We start from the raw sequence: 15428 nt of genomic DNA, 5'->3' as shown, positions 1-15428 counted from the left end.
CGAACAACGCCGAAAACACTCGCCGCTTGACTCTTAAAGCCTAGGGATGTCTCACGAGCCCGGAGGGCATAACCGTGCACGAATTTTCCATCGAACGCGAAGTGATCCTCCCGGTCGACCCGGAGCAGGTATTCGCAGCGATCACCACCGGAACCGCCGGTTGGATGTTTCCGACCGGCGGCGACCCGGATATCGACGCGAACAATTCCACGAACAATCCCGTCAAGGCATGGGAGCCACCCAACCGACTCGCGATCCGCCAGGAAGCCGACGGCTGGTTCAACGCGCTCGAGTACCTGATCGAGGCACGCGACGGCGGTACGGCTTCGCTGCGCTACGTGCACAGCGGCATCCTCGTCGACGACTGGGACAACCAGTACGACGGCGCGAGCAAGCACACCGACTTCTACCTGCACAGCCTCGGGGAATACCTGCGGCACTTCGCGGGCAGACCCGTCACCTACGTCTCCGCCGACGGTCCGCCGGCATCGGGCACACCCGACGCCTTGACTACACTTCGACGCGCACTCGGCGTCGATTCCGCAGCGCGCGTGGGTGATCGCGTCACCATCGACGTACCCGGGTCGACGCCGGTCGATGCCGAGGTCGACTATACGAACGAATACTTCCTCGGATTGCGCAGCGCCGAAACCCTGTACCGCTTCTACGGCCGCAACAACTTCGGTGGAACGGTCGACGCTGCACACCACTTCTTCACCGACGAGATCGACCACGTCGCAACGCAACTGGCTTGGCAGAACTGGCTCGACAACATCTACGCGTGAGCAACTACCCATACAAGGAGAAGCTATGACCAACACCGCTCCCGACCGCCTGTCCTCGTTGAAAGCGTTGCGGCTCAGCCGAGTCGAAGGCGTCGTCGGCACCGTGCTCGTCGCGCTTGTGATCAACCTGGTGATCTGGCTGATCGGCCTCGCTGCAGGTGCCTCCTACGACGCGCAAGACGGCGACGAGGTCATGAGAGTCGCCCCAGGGGGCGTCATCTTTCTCTCGACCCTGCCGACGATCGTCGGAATGACAGCTGCAGCATTGCTGTCGCTGAAATGGCCCGTGATTCTGCGGGTCGCTCAGGTGGTGGGTCCGGTGCTTGCCATTGCGACGATCGCCGGCACCGTGATGACGAAATTCGACTCCACGACCTCCCAGGTCTTTCTGTCGCTGATGCACGTTGCGCTCGCAGCCGTGCTCTACGTCGGGCTGGAAGGTATGCGCCGGAATCTGGCGAAGTAGCCGCGTTCAGCACGATTTCGGGATTCGACTTGACCTAAACCATTGTTCAGGTTGAACGATGGGTCAGGTACCCCCGACCATCGCCTGACGAAGGATTTCCGAATGACTGCCACAAATGCAGAAACCAGCACCGCAACACCAGGCACCACACCCCACAATCGTCGAGCACTCAACCGCCCGCAAGCTGTCGCGTTCGCCGTCGTCGCGGCACTCGTCATCAATCTCATTGTCTGGCTTGTAGGTTGGGCGTTCGGTGGCGACTTCACCATAGTCGCGGACGGCAAGCCCTCCGACGCCGCACCCGGCGGAGTCGTCATCTTCACCGTCGTTCCTACGTTGATCGGCATGACCGCGGCCGCCGTGCTGCTCCCCTACTGGGCGGGTGTCGTCCGCGTCGCGCAGATCATCGGACCGACACTGTCGATTCTGACGATCGGACTGACGATCAACGCACCCTTCGATGGTCCGAGCACGATCTCGCTCTCAGCCATGCACGTTGTGATCGCCATCGCGATCTACGTCGGACTCGACGCGATGCAACGTGGCTGGGCAGCGAAGCGCCGCAACTGAGCCCGGCAACCGGAACTCGCACCCTTGCCGAACCGTCGGTAGGATTTCACAAAGTCCGGCGGTTCGGCCGAAGGAGTGGCGATGTCTACGATCAACGGTCTCCCGGCTCATCCCCTGCTGGTCCATTTCATCGTTGTTCTCACCCCGGCGACCGCTGTCCTCGCAATCGTGTGTGCGATTTGGCCCGCCGCCCGACGACGTTTCGTCTGGTTGCTCCTCCCGACCGCACTTGTGGTTCTCGTCCTGACACGGTTGACCGTCAGAGCGGGCAGATCACTCGCCGAGAAGTTCGGCAACTCCGAAGTGCTCCGAACGCACATGAACCTCGGCGAGACGATGATCTGGTTTTCGATCGCGCTCGCCGTCGCCGCGGCGTCCGTCACGGCCGTTCACGTCGCGGAACATCGCTCGAAGGCGCTCAAACCCGTTGTCGTGTGGGCTATCGCAGCCTTGACCATCGCGGTCGGCGTCGCTGTCTGCGTGCAGACCTACCGCATCGGCGATTCGGGTTCGCGCGCCGTCTGGGGAGGAACCGCCATGACCCTCGAACTGCCCGCTAGCCCAGCAGGATCATGACCAACGCGAGCACGACTATGACGGTGATACCGACAGCAATCACCGCAGGCATCATCGATCGGGGTAGCGGACGGCCGCTCCTGATCGCGTCGTCGACTCGTTGCCACCGCTGGTAACTGGTCGACGCAAGATAGAGCGCAAGGGCAGCCAACGCGAGACCCGCGGCCAGACGTAGCGGCTTCGGCCCGAAATCCGGAACGAACTGCACCACACCGACACCACATGCCAAGAGGGCAAGCGACGTCCGGATCCACGCCAAAAACGTGCGCTCGTTCGCCAGCGTGAACCGGTAGTCCGGCTCGTTGTCCGTCACGATTTCAGGCTAGGGCGTCCGAGTTAGTCCATGTAGCCGGGGGGCCTGGAGAATTCGTACCAGTCACCGTCGATGTGGGTGTACTCCCGCCGATCGGCAATCAAGTTGGGGCGATATACGAAACCGGTCTCGTGTACCCCCGCGTCCAGATCGAAATAGACGTTGCCGTTCCGCTCCCACTGTTGACTGCAACGAAATCCGCCGACGACGCCAGGACACCGTTCCACGGCTGTGGACCCGAGCATGTCCCGCGCAGCCTGTTCGAACGATCCCTCGGCGAACTGCCACCGCACCTTCACCAAGTCGACGTTGACGAGCACTGTCGCAACGATTCCGAACAACAGTGGTATTGCCGCGACCTTGGCCCATTGCCTGCCGGTTGTATCTCCATGGCTGCCCGAATAGCTGGTTAGTCGGACTATCCAAGCCAAGCCAACGACCGCCAGCGTGCACATCGCAGCGATCCACAACTCGGCATCACCGCTGGTTGGGTCAGTCGCCAACCACAGCAGTACAGCGCAGGCGCACGCGCCCACCGCGAACAGCAACCACCCCGGTGGTGTCGACCAGAACCGACTCCATGCCGTGCGCAACCGTCCCCACCACCCCGTCATGGGTCCATACTCTCATCCAGGCAGTGCTAGTCTGATCACATATATTTGATTTTCAGAGCCGTACTCGCAAAGGAGCGAACCGTATGGACCTCGACTGGTCGACCGACGAACTCGAGTTTCGAGACGACGTCCGCGAGTTCCTCGCCGAGAAATTGACGCCCGAGTTGCGCCGCGCCGGACGCCTGATGACAAGCGTCTACTCCGACCACGAGGCAAGTCTCGAATGGCAGCACATCCTGCACGAACGCGGTTGGGCAGCGCCGGCGTGGCCCGTCGAGTACGGCGGCTGCGACTGGAGTCTGGCCAAGCACTACATCTTCAGCGCCGAGTCGATCCGGGCGGGCGCTCCCCTGTTGTCCCCCATGGGAATTCGGATGGTCGCCCACGCAATCGTCGCATTCGGCACGGCCGAGCAGAAGGACTTCTACCTCCCACGCATCCTGACCGGTGAGGTCTTCTTCTGCCAGGGCTATTCCGAGCCGGAATCCGGTTCGGATCTGGCGTCGCTCAGCATGGCCGCAATCGAGGACGGTGACGACCTCGTCTGCACCGGAAGCAAGATCTGGACGACCCACGCAACCGAAGCCAACTGGATCTTCTGCCTCGTGCGGACATCGAAGGAAGCGCAGAAGCAGCGTGGCATCACCTTTTTGCTCATCGACATGAACAGTCCGGGTATCGCGGTGCGGCCGCTGGTGATGACCTCCGGCGAAGAAGTGCAGAACCAGGTGTTCTTCGACAATGTCCGCGTGCCGAAGGCAAACGTCATCGGCAAGATCGACGACGGCTGGACCGTTGCGAAGTATCTCCTCATCTTCGAGCGAGGCGGCGGCGCGGCGGCACCGATGCTGCAGGCCATGTCGAATTCGGTCGCGGACGCAGCCGCCGAACAGCCCGGACCCGACGGCCGACCGCTGCTCGACGACCCCGCATTTTCGGCCAAACTCGCCGAAGCCCGCATTCGGGTCGACGTACTCGAGATCGTCGAATTCCGCACGCTCGCAGCGCTTGCCAGCGGGAAGAACCCCGGACCAGCTGCCTCGATGATCAAGATCCTCGGAACCGAACTGAGCCAGAAGATCACCGAACTGGCGCTGGAGGCAGCTGGTCCGCGAGGACGGGTGTACCAACCACACGCGACGGCACCCGGCGGACCGCTGTCGGAGTACACCCCACCGGCCGACGGCTACCTCAGCGGCGCCGAATGGCAAGCTGTCGCTCCCCTGCACTATTTCAACGACCGCGCCGGCTCGATCTACGCCGGTAGCAACGAAATTCAACGAAATATTCTCGCCAAAGCCGGATTGGGTCTGTAGATGGACTTCGCACTCGACAACGAACAAGAACTGCTGCGCGACACCGTCACCGGGTTTCTCGCCACCCGCTACCACCTGGCGGCGAGCCGGACCGTTGCCAAGTCCGGGATCGGCTGGCAACCCGACATTTGGCGCGGCTTCGCGAAGGAACTCGACATCCTCGGCGCGACGCTGCCCGAGTCGGTCGGCGGAATGGGCGGTGGCCCAGTCGAATCGATGATCATCGCCGAGGCGCTCGGCTACGCGCTTGTCGTCGAGCCGTACGTCGACACCGTGATCGTCGGTGGCGGACTACTGCAACGCGCAGGTGGCGAACAGGCTTCAACACTACTGAGCGGCATCGCGTCGGGCGACGTGATCACCGCCCTCGCTGCCACGGAGCCGACCTCGGGATACACACTCCATGACGTGACGACCACAGCAACGAAGGACGGTGATTCCTGGATCATCAACGGCGCCAAGATAGTTGTCGGTAGCGCTCCTTTCGCGACGCATCTTCTCCTCACCGCACGGACCTCGGGCGAGCGCCGCGACACGACCGGACTGTCGCTGTTCGTGATCGAGTTCGACGCAGGCAATCCGCCGAAAGGCCTTGAAGTCCACAGCTACCGAACGATCGACGACCGCCGCGCAGCCGATCTCGTCTTCACCGATGTCCGGCTGCCGGCCGACGCACTTCTCGGCGCCGAGGGCACGGCGTGGGCATCGCTCGACCAGGCAATCGACGAAGCAACGGCGGCCGTTGCGGCGGAGGCTGTCGGTTGTATGCGAAAAGTGTTGGCAGACACGGTCGAATACACGAAGCAGCGGCAGCAGTTCGGGCAGCCGATCAGCAGCTTCCAGGTGCTGCAACACCGCATGGTCGACATGTCCATGGAACTCGAACAGGCCGTTGCCGCAGCACATCTCGCGATCCTGAATCTCGATGCCGAACCGAAGCGCCGCTCTCGAACGATCTCGGCTGCCAAGGCGACTATCGGTCGGGCGGCTCGATTCATCGGCCAGAACGCCGTCCAACTCCATGGCGGTATGGGGATGACGGAGGAACTCGCGATCGGGCATTACTTCAAACGTCTTACCGCGATCGAGAACGAATACGGTCCTGCCGACTTCCACATCGCCCGCTATGCCGCACTGACAAGGGCTGACTAGGGCTGACCGCTCCAGGCGAAGCAATCGCCGCCGGTAGCATCGTCGCGATGACCAGCGTGCAGGACGGGCCGACGCAGGACCGTCCTGCCCGAAATACGCGACCGTCCAACCGACGCGCCCTCATCGTCGCGGCAGCAAGCACGCTGTTCTACGAACACGGCTACGCGGACGTCGCGATGAGTGACGTGGCCGAGGCAGTCGCGATCGGTCCGTCCGCGCTGTATCGCCATTTCCGAGGCAAGCAGCAACTTCTCGGTCAGGTCGTTGCGGATGCGCTCGACACGTTCGTCGACGCCCTTGCGCGAGCCGAGTCCGACGACACGACCGATCTCGCGGAAGTTCTCGCAACAGCCGCACTCGAGCACCGAACGGTCGGCGTCCTGTGGCGGCGCGAAGCTCGCCACCTCTCCGAGGAGGACCGCAAGGATCTGCGTGCCGAAACCAGACTGATCGGCGAGCGTCTGATGAGGATCATCGGTGCCCGGCGCCCGCAGCTCAGCGCGGCCGAGTCCGACCTACTGGCGTGGTGCGCACTCGCCGTTGCCAACAGCATGTCGTTCCACCGACTGACGCTCCCAGCGCCGGAATCGGCGACACTGCTGACCGAACTCGTTGCAGCCGTGCTCGATGCATCTATCGAACTGCCGGTGGGCGCGGCTGCATCGAATCGCACGGCGGGCCTACTGAATGCGACCCGATCACGTCGGGAAGCCATTCTCGGCGAAGCGATAGTCCTGTTCGCCGACAAGGGTTTTGCGGGCGTGAGCATGGACGACATCGGCGCTTCGGTCGGAATTGCCGGGCCGAGCGTCTACGGTCATTTCGCGGCGAAAACCGACATCCTCGTCGCCGCCATGTTCCGGGGTGACGAGTGGCTGCAGATGGACATGGGGCGAGCTCTCGGCCAGTCCACCGATTCCCGCGACGGAGTCCGGCGCCTGCTCGACAGCTACGCATCGTTCGCAATGGAGAACCCGCACCTGGTTCGAATTCTCGTCTCGGAGTCCGCGCACCTTCCCGACACCGAGCGGCACAGGTCGCGCGTCGCACAGCACGATTACATCGCGAAGTGGGTTCATCTGGTCCGAACGGTTCATCCCGAATGGGACACGACGGTCGCCAGGATCCGCGTCCAGGCAGCGCAAGCGCTGATCAACGACGTCGCGTTGACACCGCACCTTCGCACGCGTCCCGGCATAGCAGCTGCGATCGCGTCGATCGGTCGAGATCTTCTCGGCGTCACGTAGGGGTCACATCGGGGGGCGGCAATCGAGTAGCGTTCTTGTCCATCAACTCGCGACCGATACCTGGAGACGAACGTGACAGATACGAAGCCGACCGACGCAACCGACACTGCGCACGGCATCTCCGAGCGATTCGTTCGCAACGGCGAGATCGAGATCGCGGTCTACGAACAGGGCAATCCGGACGGCGAGACGATCATTCTCGTGCACGGTTGGCCCGATACCCACCGTCTGTGGGAAGGCGTCGTACCGTTCCTCGCCGACCGCTTTCATGTCGTCAGCTACGACACTCGCGGCCACGGTCGGACGACCAATCCGGACAGCTACCGCGACTTCGAACTCAGTGCACTGGCATCGGATTTCTTCGCCGTCGCCGACGCGGTCAGCCCGGATCGCCCGGTGCACGTGCTCGCCCACGACTGGGGTTCCATCTCGGTGTGGGAGGCAGTGTGCGAGCCCGCCGCCGAAGAGCGGATCGCCTCGTTCACGTCGGCATCCGGCCCGAACCTCGATCACGTGGGCAAGTGGATGCGCCGCAGATTGTCTCGACCGACGCCGAAGAATGTATGGCAACCGGTTTCTCAACTGTTGTCTTCCGGCTACACGTTCCTGTTCATGACGCCTGCACTGCCGAAGGCGCTGTTCGGGCTCGGCAACGAGTCGCATTGGAAGACGTTTTTGAAAGTGGTCGAAGGCACCGATTCCGACCGCATCTTTCTCGCCGACACCCTGAAGCAGGACCTCGTCAACGGCCTGCGGATCTACCGAGCAAACATCGTCCAGCGGATCTTCAATTCGCGCGAACGCGAGACCAAGGTTCCTGTGCAGTTGATCGTCGACACGTTGGACGTCGCCATTCGACCTGCCGGCTACGACGACGAATCCCGCTGGACCGAGCGTCTCTGGCGTCGCGACGTCAACGCAGGCCACTGGGTGCCGTTCTCGCATCCGCAGGTTCTGGCGCGGGCGACGATCGAGCTCATCGACGCCCTGTCCGGCAAGGAACCCACGCGTGAACTACGTCGCGCTCGCGTGACGAAGTCCGAGCGACGGCACTTCGACGACCAACTTCTCGTCATCACCGGCGGCGGCAGTGGAATCGGCAGGGAGACTGCGCTCGCATTCGCTCGCGAAGGCGCCGAGGTGGTGCTTTCCGACGTGAACCTCGCCTCGGCGAAGGAGACTGCCACGTTGATCGCCGAACTCGGCGGCGTCGCACATGCCTACCAACTCGACGTCTCCGACGCGGACGCCGTGCAGGCGCACGCCGATCTCGTTGCCGAAAAGCACGGCGTGCCAGACATTTTGATCAACAATGCAGGCATCGGGCAGGCGGGCCGATTCTTCGACACGCCGGCAGCGACCTTCCGCAAGGTCATCGACATCAACCTCTTCGGCGTCATCAACGGATCTCGGTCGTTCGGCGCGAAGATGGTCGAACGCGGACTCGGCGGGCAGATCGTGAACCTGTCGTCGATGGCCGCATTCGGCGCGCAGCAGGGCTTCAGCCCGTACGCGACCAGTAAGTCGGCGGTGTTCATGTTCTCCGACTGCTTGCGATCCGAGTTGGCGAGCGCCAACATCGGCGTCAGCACGATCTGCCCTGGCATCGTCCACACGAACATCACCAACACCACCGAGTTCTCTGGTGTATCGAGCGACGAGCAGGCGCAGAAGCAGGCAAAATTCGATCGGCTCTACCAGAAGCGGGGATACACCCCCGATAAAGTGGCTGACTGCATCGTCGACGCGGTCAAGACCAACAAGTCGATTGTTCCGGTGACACCCGAGGCACACCTCAGCTATCACTTCAGTCGGTTGGCGCCTGCGTTGGTTCGCTTCGGTGCGGCCAACTCGAACCTGATCAAGTAACTGTCCCCATACGCCGCAACGCTGCCGTGCCGAACGCGGTCAGCGCTGCGGCGAACCACAATGCGGACAGGCCGATCCACAGGTAGGTCACGGCACCGACGACAGTGCCTGCAGCGAGGCCGGACCAGAGTGCGAAGTACCGCAGCCCGACGACGCTTCGCTCACCGTCGATCAGCCTCGACACACTTTGACCAAGCTTCACCAGCGTCCCGGTGACGAAGGTGAGACCGATCGTCGCTTGCCCGTCACGTTCGAACACCGAATTCTGTGCACCCATCGCGACAGCCATCAAGGGTGGCGCTATAAAAGCGGCGAACGGTATGTGATGGAAGACCGCTGCCGTTGTGAGGATGGACGCGACGATCGCGAGCACTATCCATCGTCGCTCCCGGACTCGGCGACTTGCCTGCGACCCGATGACGACTCCGACGAAGAAGGCGACGATCAATCCGATCGCGAGGCCGAAATCTCGGAAGTCACCCTGGGCAAGCGATACTCCCGCCTGCGTTGTGTTCCCGCTCATAAACGAGACGAAATAGCCTCCGAAGTGCAGAAACCCGATCGCATCCACAAAGCCCGCGACCCCGGACAGCATGGCCGCGAGCGTCATCTCACGGCGGTCGTGATCGAGCACCGGACTCCTTCCGCCGCTATTTGCTAAACTTTGAATATAGTCAACCATGAACGTCTACAGCTCGAGTCTGGAGAGGATCACAATGCCGAACTCGAGCCAGCCGCTGTATCGCATGAAAGCAGACTTCTTCAAAACCCTCGGCCACCCGGTCCGAATCAGGGTGCTCGAACTGCTCAGCGAACACGAGCGCACGGTGTCCGACATGCTTGGAGAGGTCGGGATCGAACCATCGAACCTTTCGCAGCAACTCTCGGTTCTGCGCCGCGCCGGACTGGTCACGGCCCGTCGCGACGGACTGTTCGTGACCTATGCGCTGGCGTCACCGAGGGTGTCCGAACTACTCGCTGTCGCGCGAGAGATCCTGCTCGGCGTGGTCGTCAGTCAGGCGGAAACCCTAGGCGAAATCGACGAAAACCCTATTAAGGAAAGACTTTGAGCACCGAAACGCGTACCAAGCCCAATCTGATCGAATACATCACCTACTCCTACGGACGCACCCTTCCGCCATCGATGCGTGAGTGGGTTCGACACGATCTAGCAGGCAAGGGTTCCGCGACTCGACTGGTAGTCAGGGTCACGATTCCCTGCATCCTGCTGCTTCTGCCGCTGCTGTTGATACCGACGACGCTGTACGTCTACATCAGCATGACGGTGCCGATCCTCATTCCGTTCGTCTATTTCGCGATCGCACTCAATCGGGTGTACCGACGTCATCGCCTGTCCCAGCACGGCCTCGACCCGGCCCTGGTCGACGAGCAGGACAAGGTGAAGAACGCAGTCGAATACCAGGCCTACCGCGATCGGCACGGGCATACCTAGACTGGACAGGCAGCAAACCACCAGCGGTTACGATTCCCTCGGGCCGGGTACTCTCGATTGACCGCCTTGTCGGGAGCCGATTCGACCGGACGGAGGATGCGTGAGCAGCCATTACTCACAGTTTCCGCACTTCCCGCCCCGTTTCGATCTAGCCAGCGACGCTATCCTCACCTACCTGCGCAACGAAATCCCGCTCGGCTTCTGGGGAGTGACGCGATTCGACGGCGAACGCCAGGTGTACCTCACAGTGAACAACGTCGCGTTCCCGGTCACATCGGGAGATTCCGTTGCCTGGGCAGATTCGATGTGCCAGTACATGGTTCTCGGCGAGACCCCGAACATCGCACCCGACGTCCGTGAGGTGCCCCAGTACGCGGCGATCGAAGAAGCGTCCGCACTCTCGGTCGGCACGTACGTCGGCCTGCCGCTTGTCACCTCGGACGGAACACTGTTCGGCACGCTCTGCGGTTTCGACGAGAAACCGCACGAAGATTCACTCGAAGCCCACCAGTCGCTCCTCGAGCTGCTCGTCTCACTGCTTGCAAACGTTCTCGAAGCCGACCTCGACCGCACCGCCGTGCAACGGGCACTCGAACAGGCCGAGCTGCGCGCCTCGACGGACACCTTGACCGGGCTGCTCAATCGAGGGGGCTGGGAACGCCTGCTCGAACACGAAGAGGCTCGCTATCGGCGTTTCGGCGACCCCGGCGCAGTGATCAGCGTCGACCTGGATCATCTGAAACCGATCAACGACACCAAGGGACACCACGCCGGCGACGAATATCTCCGTACCGCCGCTCGGGCACTCGCGGACAACGTGCGTAGCGCCGACATCGTTGCCCGGGTCGGCGGCGACGAGTTCGGCATTCTGGCGCCGAAGACGACAGCGGACGACGCAGAGGAATTGACCCGACGTCTGTCGCAGGCACTCCACGCGGTCGGCGTCACGGCATCGTTCGGACACGCCCAGTACACGATCGCCGAAGGTTTCGCAGGTGCATGGAAGGCCGCGGACACCGCTATGTATCAGCAGAAGAAGACGCGCCGCGAACCGTTCCCGTCGCGCTAGTCGGATCGATGACTCGACCGCTCGAGGATATCGACGAGCCCATCGGTTCGTATCGAGCACGGCTGACGAGGAACCCGCGACAACCGACATAGGTGCGGTCGAGTGGATATGCTTGCGAATTCCCGCAACCGCGAGCAGACGGGACGGGGACGAAGGAGCGAGCATGTCCGATGAAGCAGCAACGAGCCACATTCGGTTGACCTCGCACAGTGGCGGTGTCGGATCCCTACCGATCCGCTGGGCGGCGCCGACCGCGACCGAACGCGGGCCGGTTGTCGGTACGACGACAAATCGTGCGCACCGCAACGTAGTCGGCACACACAGTGGGTCCTACAGCATCTACCGAGCGTTGGCCGTCGCGGCAGGTGCGTTGTCGCGCAAGCACAAAGCCGACCTCACCAATACGGCACCGACCAACATCATCGGCCCGTATCCCCAGTGGAGCGAGCCGGGCAAGATCGTGAGCCTCGACCCGTGGGGCGCCATCGTCGCCGACGTATTCTCCGCGGAACTTGCTGCGGGCCAAGATATTCGGCCCAGTATCGCCGTCACCAAGGCGCACGTGATCCTGCCGGAGATCATCGAGGCCGTGCACAAAGGCCGCCTGCAACCCGACGGTCGTTTCCTCTTGCCGAACGGTGCAGCTCTGGTCAGCAAGGTTGCGATCGAACCCGTCTGGCATCTGCCGGGCGTTGCACAGCGCTTCGGTTGCAGCGAAAGCGACTTGCGCCGTGTGCTTTTCGAGGAGACGGGCGGCATGTACCCCGAGCTCGTCACCCGGTCGGACCTCGAGGTGTTCCTGCCGCCGATCGGCGGGCAGACCGTCTACATCTTCGGCGACCCGCGTGATCTCGCCAATCCAGACGTAGAGCTGACCGCGCGTGTGCACGACGAATGCAACGGCTCGGACGTGTTCGGTTCCGACATCTGCACCTGCAGGCCCTATCTCACCCACGCGATCGAGGAGTCGATCCAGGGAGCACAGCGCGGTGGTGTCGGCCTGGTTTCATACTCCCGCAAGGAAGGTCGCGCGCTCGGCGAGGTGACCAAGTTCCTCGTCTACAACGCACGCAAACGCCAAGAGGGCGGCGACACCGCAGATCAGTACTTCGCCCGCACGGAATGTGTTGCAGGCGTTCAGGACATGCGGTTCCAGGAGATGATGCCCGACGTACTGCACTGGCTCGGCGTCCGCAAGATCCACCGTCTCGTCTCCATGAGCAACATGAAGTACGACGCCATCACCGGATCCGGCATCGAGGTCGGTGAACGTGTCGACCTCCCCGACGATCTCATCCCTGCCGACGCGCGAGTCGAGATCGACGCCAAAATGGCGGCAGGCTACTTCACACCAGGCGTTGTGCCCGACGCCGAGGAATTGACGAAGCCCAAGGGCCGCGGATTGGACGGCTGAGGTGGAGGACGCAGTCGCCACCCTGCGCACCACGGCTGCTGTGCGTGACCGCGCGAACCAGTTGCTTCTTCGTGCGCGCGAGGGTAATTCGCGCTGGTTCGGCGTGAACGACGGCGCACTACCGACCGCGGCGAAGGAGGTAGCCGACGTCACCCACGCGCGTTACCCTGACCTAGAGATTCCGTTCCACAGCAGGTGGCGACACTTCGAGGCCGGTGGTATCGACCGTAAAGCCGAACTCGATGCCGCACTGGCTGCGTCGGATGCGCCCGCGCGCGCACGCGCGATGATCGACCTTGCCGTTGTGAGTGTGCTGCTCGATGCAGGCGCAGGACCGGATTGGCACTACGACGAAGCGGTCAGCGGTCAGCGGTTCGCACGGTCGGAAGGTCTTGGCGTTGCGAGCTGGCACGGGTTCGTCAGCGGTGGCTTCTCGAGTGATCCGTCGAAGCCGCTGCAGGTCGATCCGGTCGGCCTACAGAACCTCGACGAAGGCCACCTCGCCGCGATGTTCGGTGTCGGGTCCGCCAATCCGCTCGTCGGGCTCGACGGCCGAGTCCGGTTGCTGCACAGACTCGGCGACGCCTTGCGTGCACGTCCCGACGTGTTCGGCGCGGACGGTCGCCCAGGTGGCTTGTTCGATGCGCTGGTCGGGCAGCAGGATCCGGCGACTGCGAGCGTCGCGGCACACGACATTCTGTCGCTGCTGCTCGCGTGGCTCTCGGGTATCTGGCTGGCAGACAACATGATCGGCACCCACCCGCTCGGCGATTGCTGGCAGCACCGGGCGGTCGAGGGTCCGGGGCTGACGAAAGGCTGGGTGCCGTTCCACAAGTTGTCGCAGTGGTTGACCTATTCGCTGCTCGAACCGTTCGGTTGGGCCGGCGTGCGGGTCACCGGGCTGGACGCGCTGACCGGCCTGCCCGAGTACCGCAACGGCGGACTGCTGCTCGACACCGGCGTATTGGTATTGCGCGAGCAGGGTTTTGCCGAACGCAACTGGGCGGTCGGCGACGAACTGATCGTCGAGTGGCGCGCACTGACGGTCGCACTGCTGGACGAGCTGGCACCCCTCGTACGGGAACAGCTCGGGGTCGATGCCGAGCGGCTACCGCTGGCATGTGTCCTCGAAGGTGGTACCTGGGCGGCGGGTCGTGTTCTCGCACAACGTCTCCGGGATGGGTTACCGCCGCTGACCATCGTCAGCGACGGCACGGTCTTCTGAATTCATTCGAGCGACAGGACAAGATTCGATGGGAACGGTACACCTGATCGACCACCCGCTCGTGCAGCACAAGCTGACGTTGATGCGTCGTAAAGAAGCTTCCACCAACAGTTTTCGACGACTTGCCAACGAGATGTCGACGCTGATGACCTACGAGGTGCTGCGCGACATTCCGATGCAGGAAATCGAGATCGAAACGCCGTTGGAGCGCACGACAGGCAAGGTGATCGACGGTAAGAAGGTTGTCTTCGTCTCCATCCTGCGCGCGGGCACCGGAATCTTGGACGGCATGTTGACCGTGGTTCCGGGAGCGCGGGTCGGGCACATCGGCCTCTACCGAGACCCGCGCACGCTCGGCGCGGTCGAGTACTACTTCAAGATGCCAGGCGATCTCCGCGAGCGCGACGTCGTCGTTGTCGATCCGATGTTGGCGACGGGCAACTCCGCAGTCGCTGCAGTCGAACGGCTGAAGGAGTGCGGGCCCAAATCGATCAAGTTCGTCTGCCTGTTGGCGTGTCCGGAAGGTGTCGCGGCGTTGCACAAGGCTCATCCGGATGTACCGATATACACCGCTGCCGTCGACCGCGAACTCGACGAGCAGGGCTACATCCTGCCGGGGTTGGGCGATGCCGGCGACCGGATCTTCGGAACGAAATAGGCGGCTACGCCGCGCGTTGGTGTCTGAGCACTACTCGAATGCCTGCGACGGCTAGTGCTGCCAGCGACGCCGCTGCGACGATACGGATCAATGCGAGGTTCGCAGACGCAGCCGCGAGGAGACCGTAGGCGGCACCGAGTGCCGACGCCCAGACCAGCGCGCCGAGTGAGCGGCGCAGATCCGGATCGAGCGATCGTCGCCGAGCCCATGCTGCAGCGAGAAGTACCGTCGTCGACGCGGTGGCCGCCATCGCGCCGTAGACGACGTTGAAGATCCCGTCGCCTTCGTCCGGGAGGGTCCGCATGGGGGTGAGCACGTAGATGCCGAGGATCAGCACCACAGCGACCACGCTTACCGGTCTTGCATAGTTGACCAGGCCCGGCCTACCCGACAGTCGTCCGCCGAGCGTGACGTACTCACCGGCCGCAAGTAGTACGAGACACCTACCCACAACCACGTTGATGTTCGCCAGATCGAGGTAGGTCTCCGACAAATGCCGCATTTGCGCCGCGATTTCGGGCACGATTGGCAATGTGGCAGCAAAGAGGAAGCCACACACACGCGTCAGTTCGCGATGGCGAGGTTGATCGCGGTCGACCATTCGCGCGACCCAGACGGTTCCGAGCGTCATGGGCACGACGAGAGCAATTGCGTTCACGACAACGTGGGCGGTGTCGTATCGGTCGGTCGACACGGGAAAT

General features: G+C 62.8%; 18 protein-coding genes. 14 read left to right on the top strand and 4 right to left on the bottom strand.

The window, feature by feature from the left end; all coding sequences use genetic code 11:
• Nucleotides 1–74: 74 nt before the first annotated feature.
• The 4 genes from ACHIRB_RS11770 (at nucleotide 75) to ACHIRB_RS11755 (ending at nucleotide 2397) form a co-directional block, all read left to right on the top strand.
• Entirely contained in the window at nucleotides 75–785 is a 711-nt protein-coding gene (locus tag ACHIRB_RS11770) for an SRPBCC family protein (protein WP_395124865.1), read from the top strand.
• 25 nt (nucleotides 786–810) lie between these two features.
• Nucleotides 811–1251 (top strand): DUF6069 family protein, encoded by a 441-nt coding sequence (locus ACHIRB_RS11765; protein ID WP_395124866.1) that lies wholly within the window; start codon nucleotides 811–813, stop codon nucleotides 1249–1251.
• 102 nt (nucleotides 1252–1353) lie between these two features.
• Nucleotides 1354–1821: a DUF6069 family protein gene (locus tag ACHIRB_RS11760; RefSeq protein ID WP_395124867.1), complete on the top strand. Its 468-nt coding sequence runs from the start codon at nucleotides 1354–1356 to the stop codon at nucleotides 1819–1821.
• 81 nt (nucleotides 1822–1902) lie between these two features.
• A complete protein-coding gene (locus ACHIRB_RS11755; protein WP_395124868.1) occupies nucleotides 1903–2397 on the top strand; it encodes a DUF2231 domain-containing protein in 495 nt (164 codons plus the stop codon).
• Here ACHIRB_RS11755 and ACHIRB_RS11750 read toward each other — a convergent pair.
• Both ACHIRB_RS11750 and ACHIRB_RS11745 read right to left on the bottom strand, forming a co-directional pair.
• Entirely contained in the window at nucleotides 2378–2710 is a 333-nt protein-coding gene (locus tag ACHIRB_RS11750) for a YidH family protein (RefSeq protein ID WP_395124869.1), read from the bottom strand. The two genes, ACHIRB_RS11755 and ACHIRB_RS11750, sit on opposite strands and share 20 nt — an antisense overlap.
• Nucleotides 2711–2733: 23 nt before the next feature.
• A complete protein-coding gene (locus ACHIRB_RS11745; protein WP_395124870.1) occupies nucleotides 2734–3324 on the bottom strand; it encodes a hypothetical protein in 591 nt (196 codons plus the stop codon).
• Between the two features lie 83 nt (nucleotides 3325–3407).
• Here ACHIRB_RS11745 and ACHIRB_RS11740 point away from each other — a divergent pair, with 83 nt between their 5' ends.
• From ACHIRB_RS11740 to ACHIRB_RS11725, 4 genes are all read left to right on the top strand, one after another.
• Nucleotides 3408–4640 carry an acyl-CoA dehydrogenase family protein gene (locus tag ACHIRB_RS11740; RefSeq protein WP_395124871.1) on the top strand — a complete coding sequence of 411 codons (1233 nt, stop codon included), beginning with the start codon at nucleotides 3408–3410 and terminating at the stop codon, nucleotides 4638–4640.
• A complete protein-coding gene (locus tag ACHIRB_RS11735; RefSeq protein ID WP_395124872.1) occupies nucleotides 4641–5792 on the top strand; it encodes an acyl-CoA dehydrogenase family protein in 1152 nt (383 codons plus the stop codon).
• Between the two features lie 47 nt (nucleotides 5793–5839).
• Nucleotides 5840–7039 carry a TetR/AcrR family transcriptional regulator gene (locus ACHIRB_RS11730; RefSeq protein WP_395124873.1) on the top strand — a complete coding sequence of 400 codons (1200 nt, stop codon included), beginning with the start codon at nucleotides 5840–5842 and terminating at the stop codon, nucleotides 7037–7039.
• 72 nt (nucleotides 7040–7111) lie between these two features.
• Nucleotides 7112–8908 (top strand): SDR family oxidoreductase, encoded by a 1797-nt coding sequence (locus ACHIRB_RS11725; RefSeq protein ID WP_395124874.1) that lies wholly within the window; start codon nucleotides 7112–7114, stop codon nucleotides 8906–8908.
• On the opposite strand, the gene ACHIRB_RS11720 is transcribed toward ACHIRB_RS11725, so the two are convergent.
• The gene (locus tag ACHIRB_RS11720) at nucleotides 8901–9542 is read right to left on the bottom strand and encodes a YoaK family protein (RefSeq protein WP_395118725.1); all 642 of its coding nucleotides are present in this window, start codon (nucleotides 9540–9542) and stop codon (nucleotides 8901–8903) included. The genes ACHIRB_RS11725 and ACHIRB_RS11720 overlap by 8 nt on opposite strands.
• Before the next feature lie 82 nt (nucleotides 9543–9624).
• On the opposite strand from ACHIRB_RS11720, the gene ACHIRB_RS11715 reads away from it, so the two are divergent.
• From ACHIRB_RS11715 to upp, 6 genes are all read left to right on the top strand, one after another.
• Nucleotides 9625–9978 (top strand): ArsR/SmtB family transcription factor, encoded by a 354-nt coding sequence (locus ACHIRB_RS11715; protein WP_395118723.1) that lies wholly within the window; start codon nucleotides 9625–9627, stop codon nucleotides 9976–9978.
• On the top strand, nucleotides 9975–10361 hold the full coding sequence (locus tag ACHIRB_RS11710) for a DUF5313 family protein (RefSeq protein WP_395118721.1): 387 nt from the start codon (nucleotides 9975–9977) through the stop codon (nucleotides 10359–10361). The genes ACHIRB_RS11715 and ACHIRB_RS11710 overlap by 4 nt, the downstream gene beginning before the upstream one ends.
• 100 nt (nucleotides 10362–10461) lie before the next feature.
• Nucleotides 10462–11430, top strand: coding sequence for a GGDEF domain-containing protein (locus ACHIRB_RS11705; protein ID WP_395124875.1), 969 nt, complete (start codon nucleotides 10462–10464; stop codon nucleotides 11428–11430).
• A gap of 163 nt (nucleotides 11431–11593) precedes the next feature.
• The gene (locus tag ACHIRB_RS11700) at nucleotides 11594–12844 is read left to right on the top strand and encodes a GTP cyclohydrolase II (protein WP_199705590.1); all 1251 of its coding nucleotides are present in this window, start codon (nucleotides 11594–11596) and stop codon (nucleotides 12842–12844) included.
• A 1-nt stretch (nucleotide 12845) separates the two neighbouring features.
• Nucleotides 12846–14069, top strand: coding sequence for a URC4/urg3 family protein (locus tag ACHIRB_RS11695; RefSeq protein ID WP_395124876.1), 1224 nt, complete (start codon nucleotides 12846–12848; stop codon nucleotides 14067–14069).
• A 28-nt stretch (nucleotides 14070–14097) separates the two neighbouring features.
• Entirely contained in the window at nucleotides 14098–14727 is a 630-nt protein-coding gene (upp, locus tag ACHIRB_RS11690) for a uracil phosphoribosyltransferase (protein ID WP_199705592.1), read from the top strand.
• A 4-nt stretch (nucleotides 14728–14731) separates the two neighbouring features.
• On the opposite strand, the gene ACHIRB_RS11685 is transcribed toward upp, so the two are convergent.
• Nucleotides 14732–15421, bottom strand: coding sequence for a hypothetical protein (locus ACHIRB_RS11685; protein ID WP_395124877.1), 690 nt, complete (start codon nucleotides 15419–15421; stop codon nucleotides 14732–14734).
• Nucleotides 15422–15428 lie beyond the last annotated feature (7 nt).

Origin of the sequence: Antrihabitans spumae, assembly GCF_043944905.1 — a bacterium.
GTDB lineage: Bacteria > Actinomycetota > Actinomycetes > Mycobacteriales > Mycobacteriaceae > Antrihabitans > Antrihabitans spumae.
Note: the sequence above shows the minus strand (reverse complement) of the source record. Positions and strands in the feature narration are given on the sequence as shown.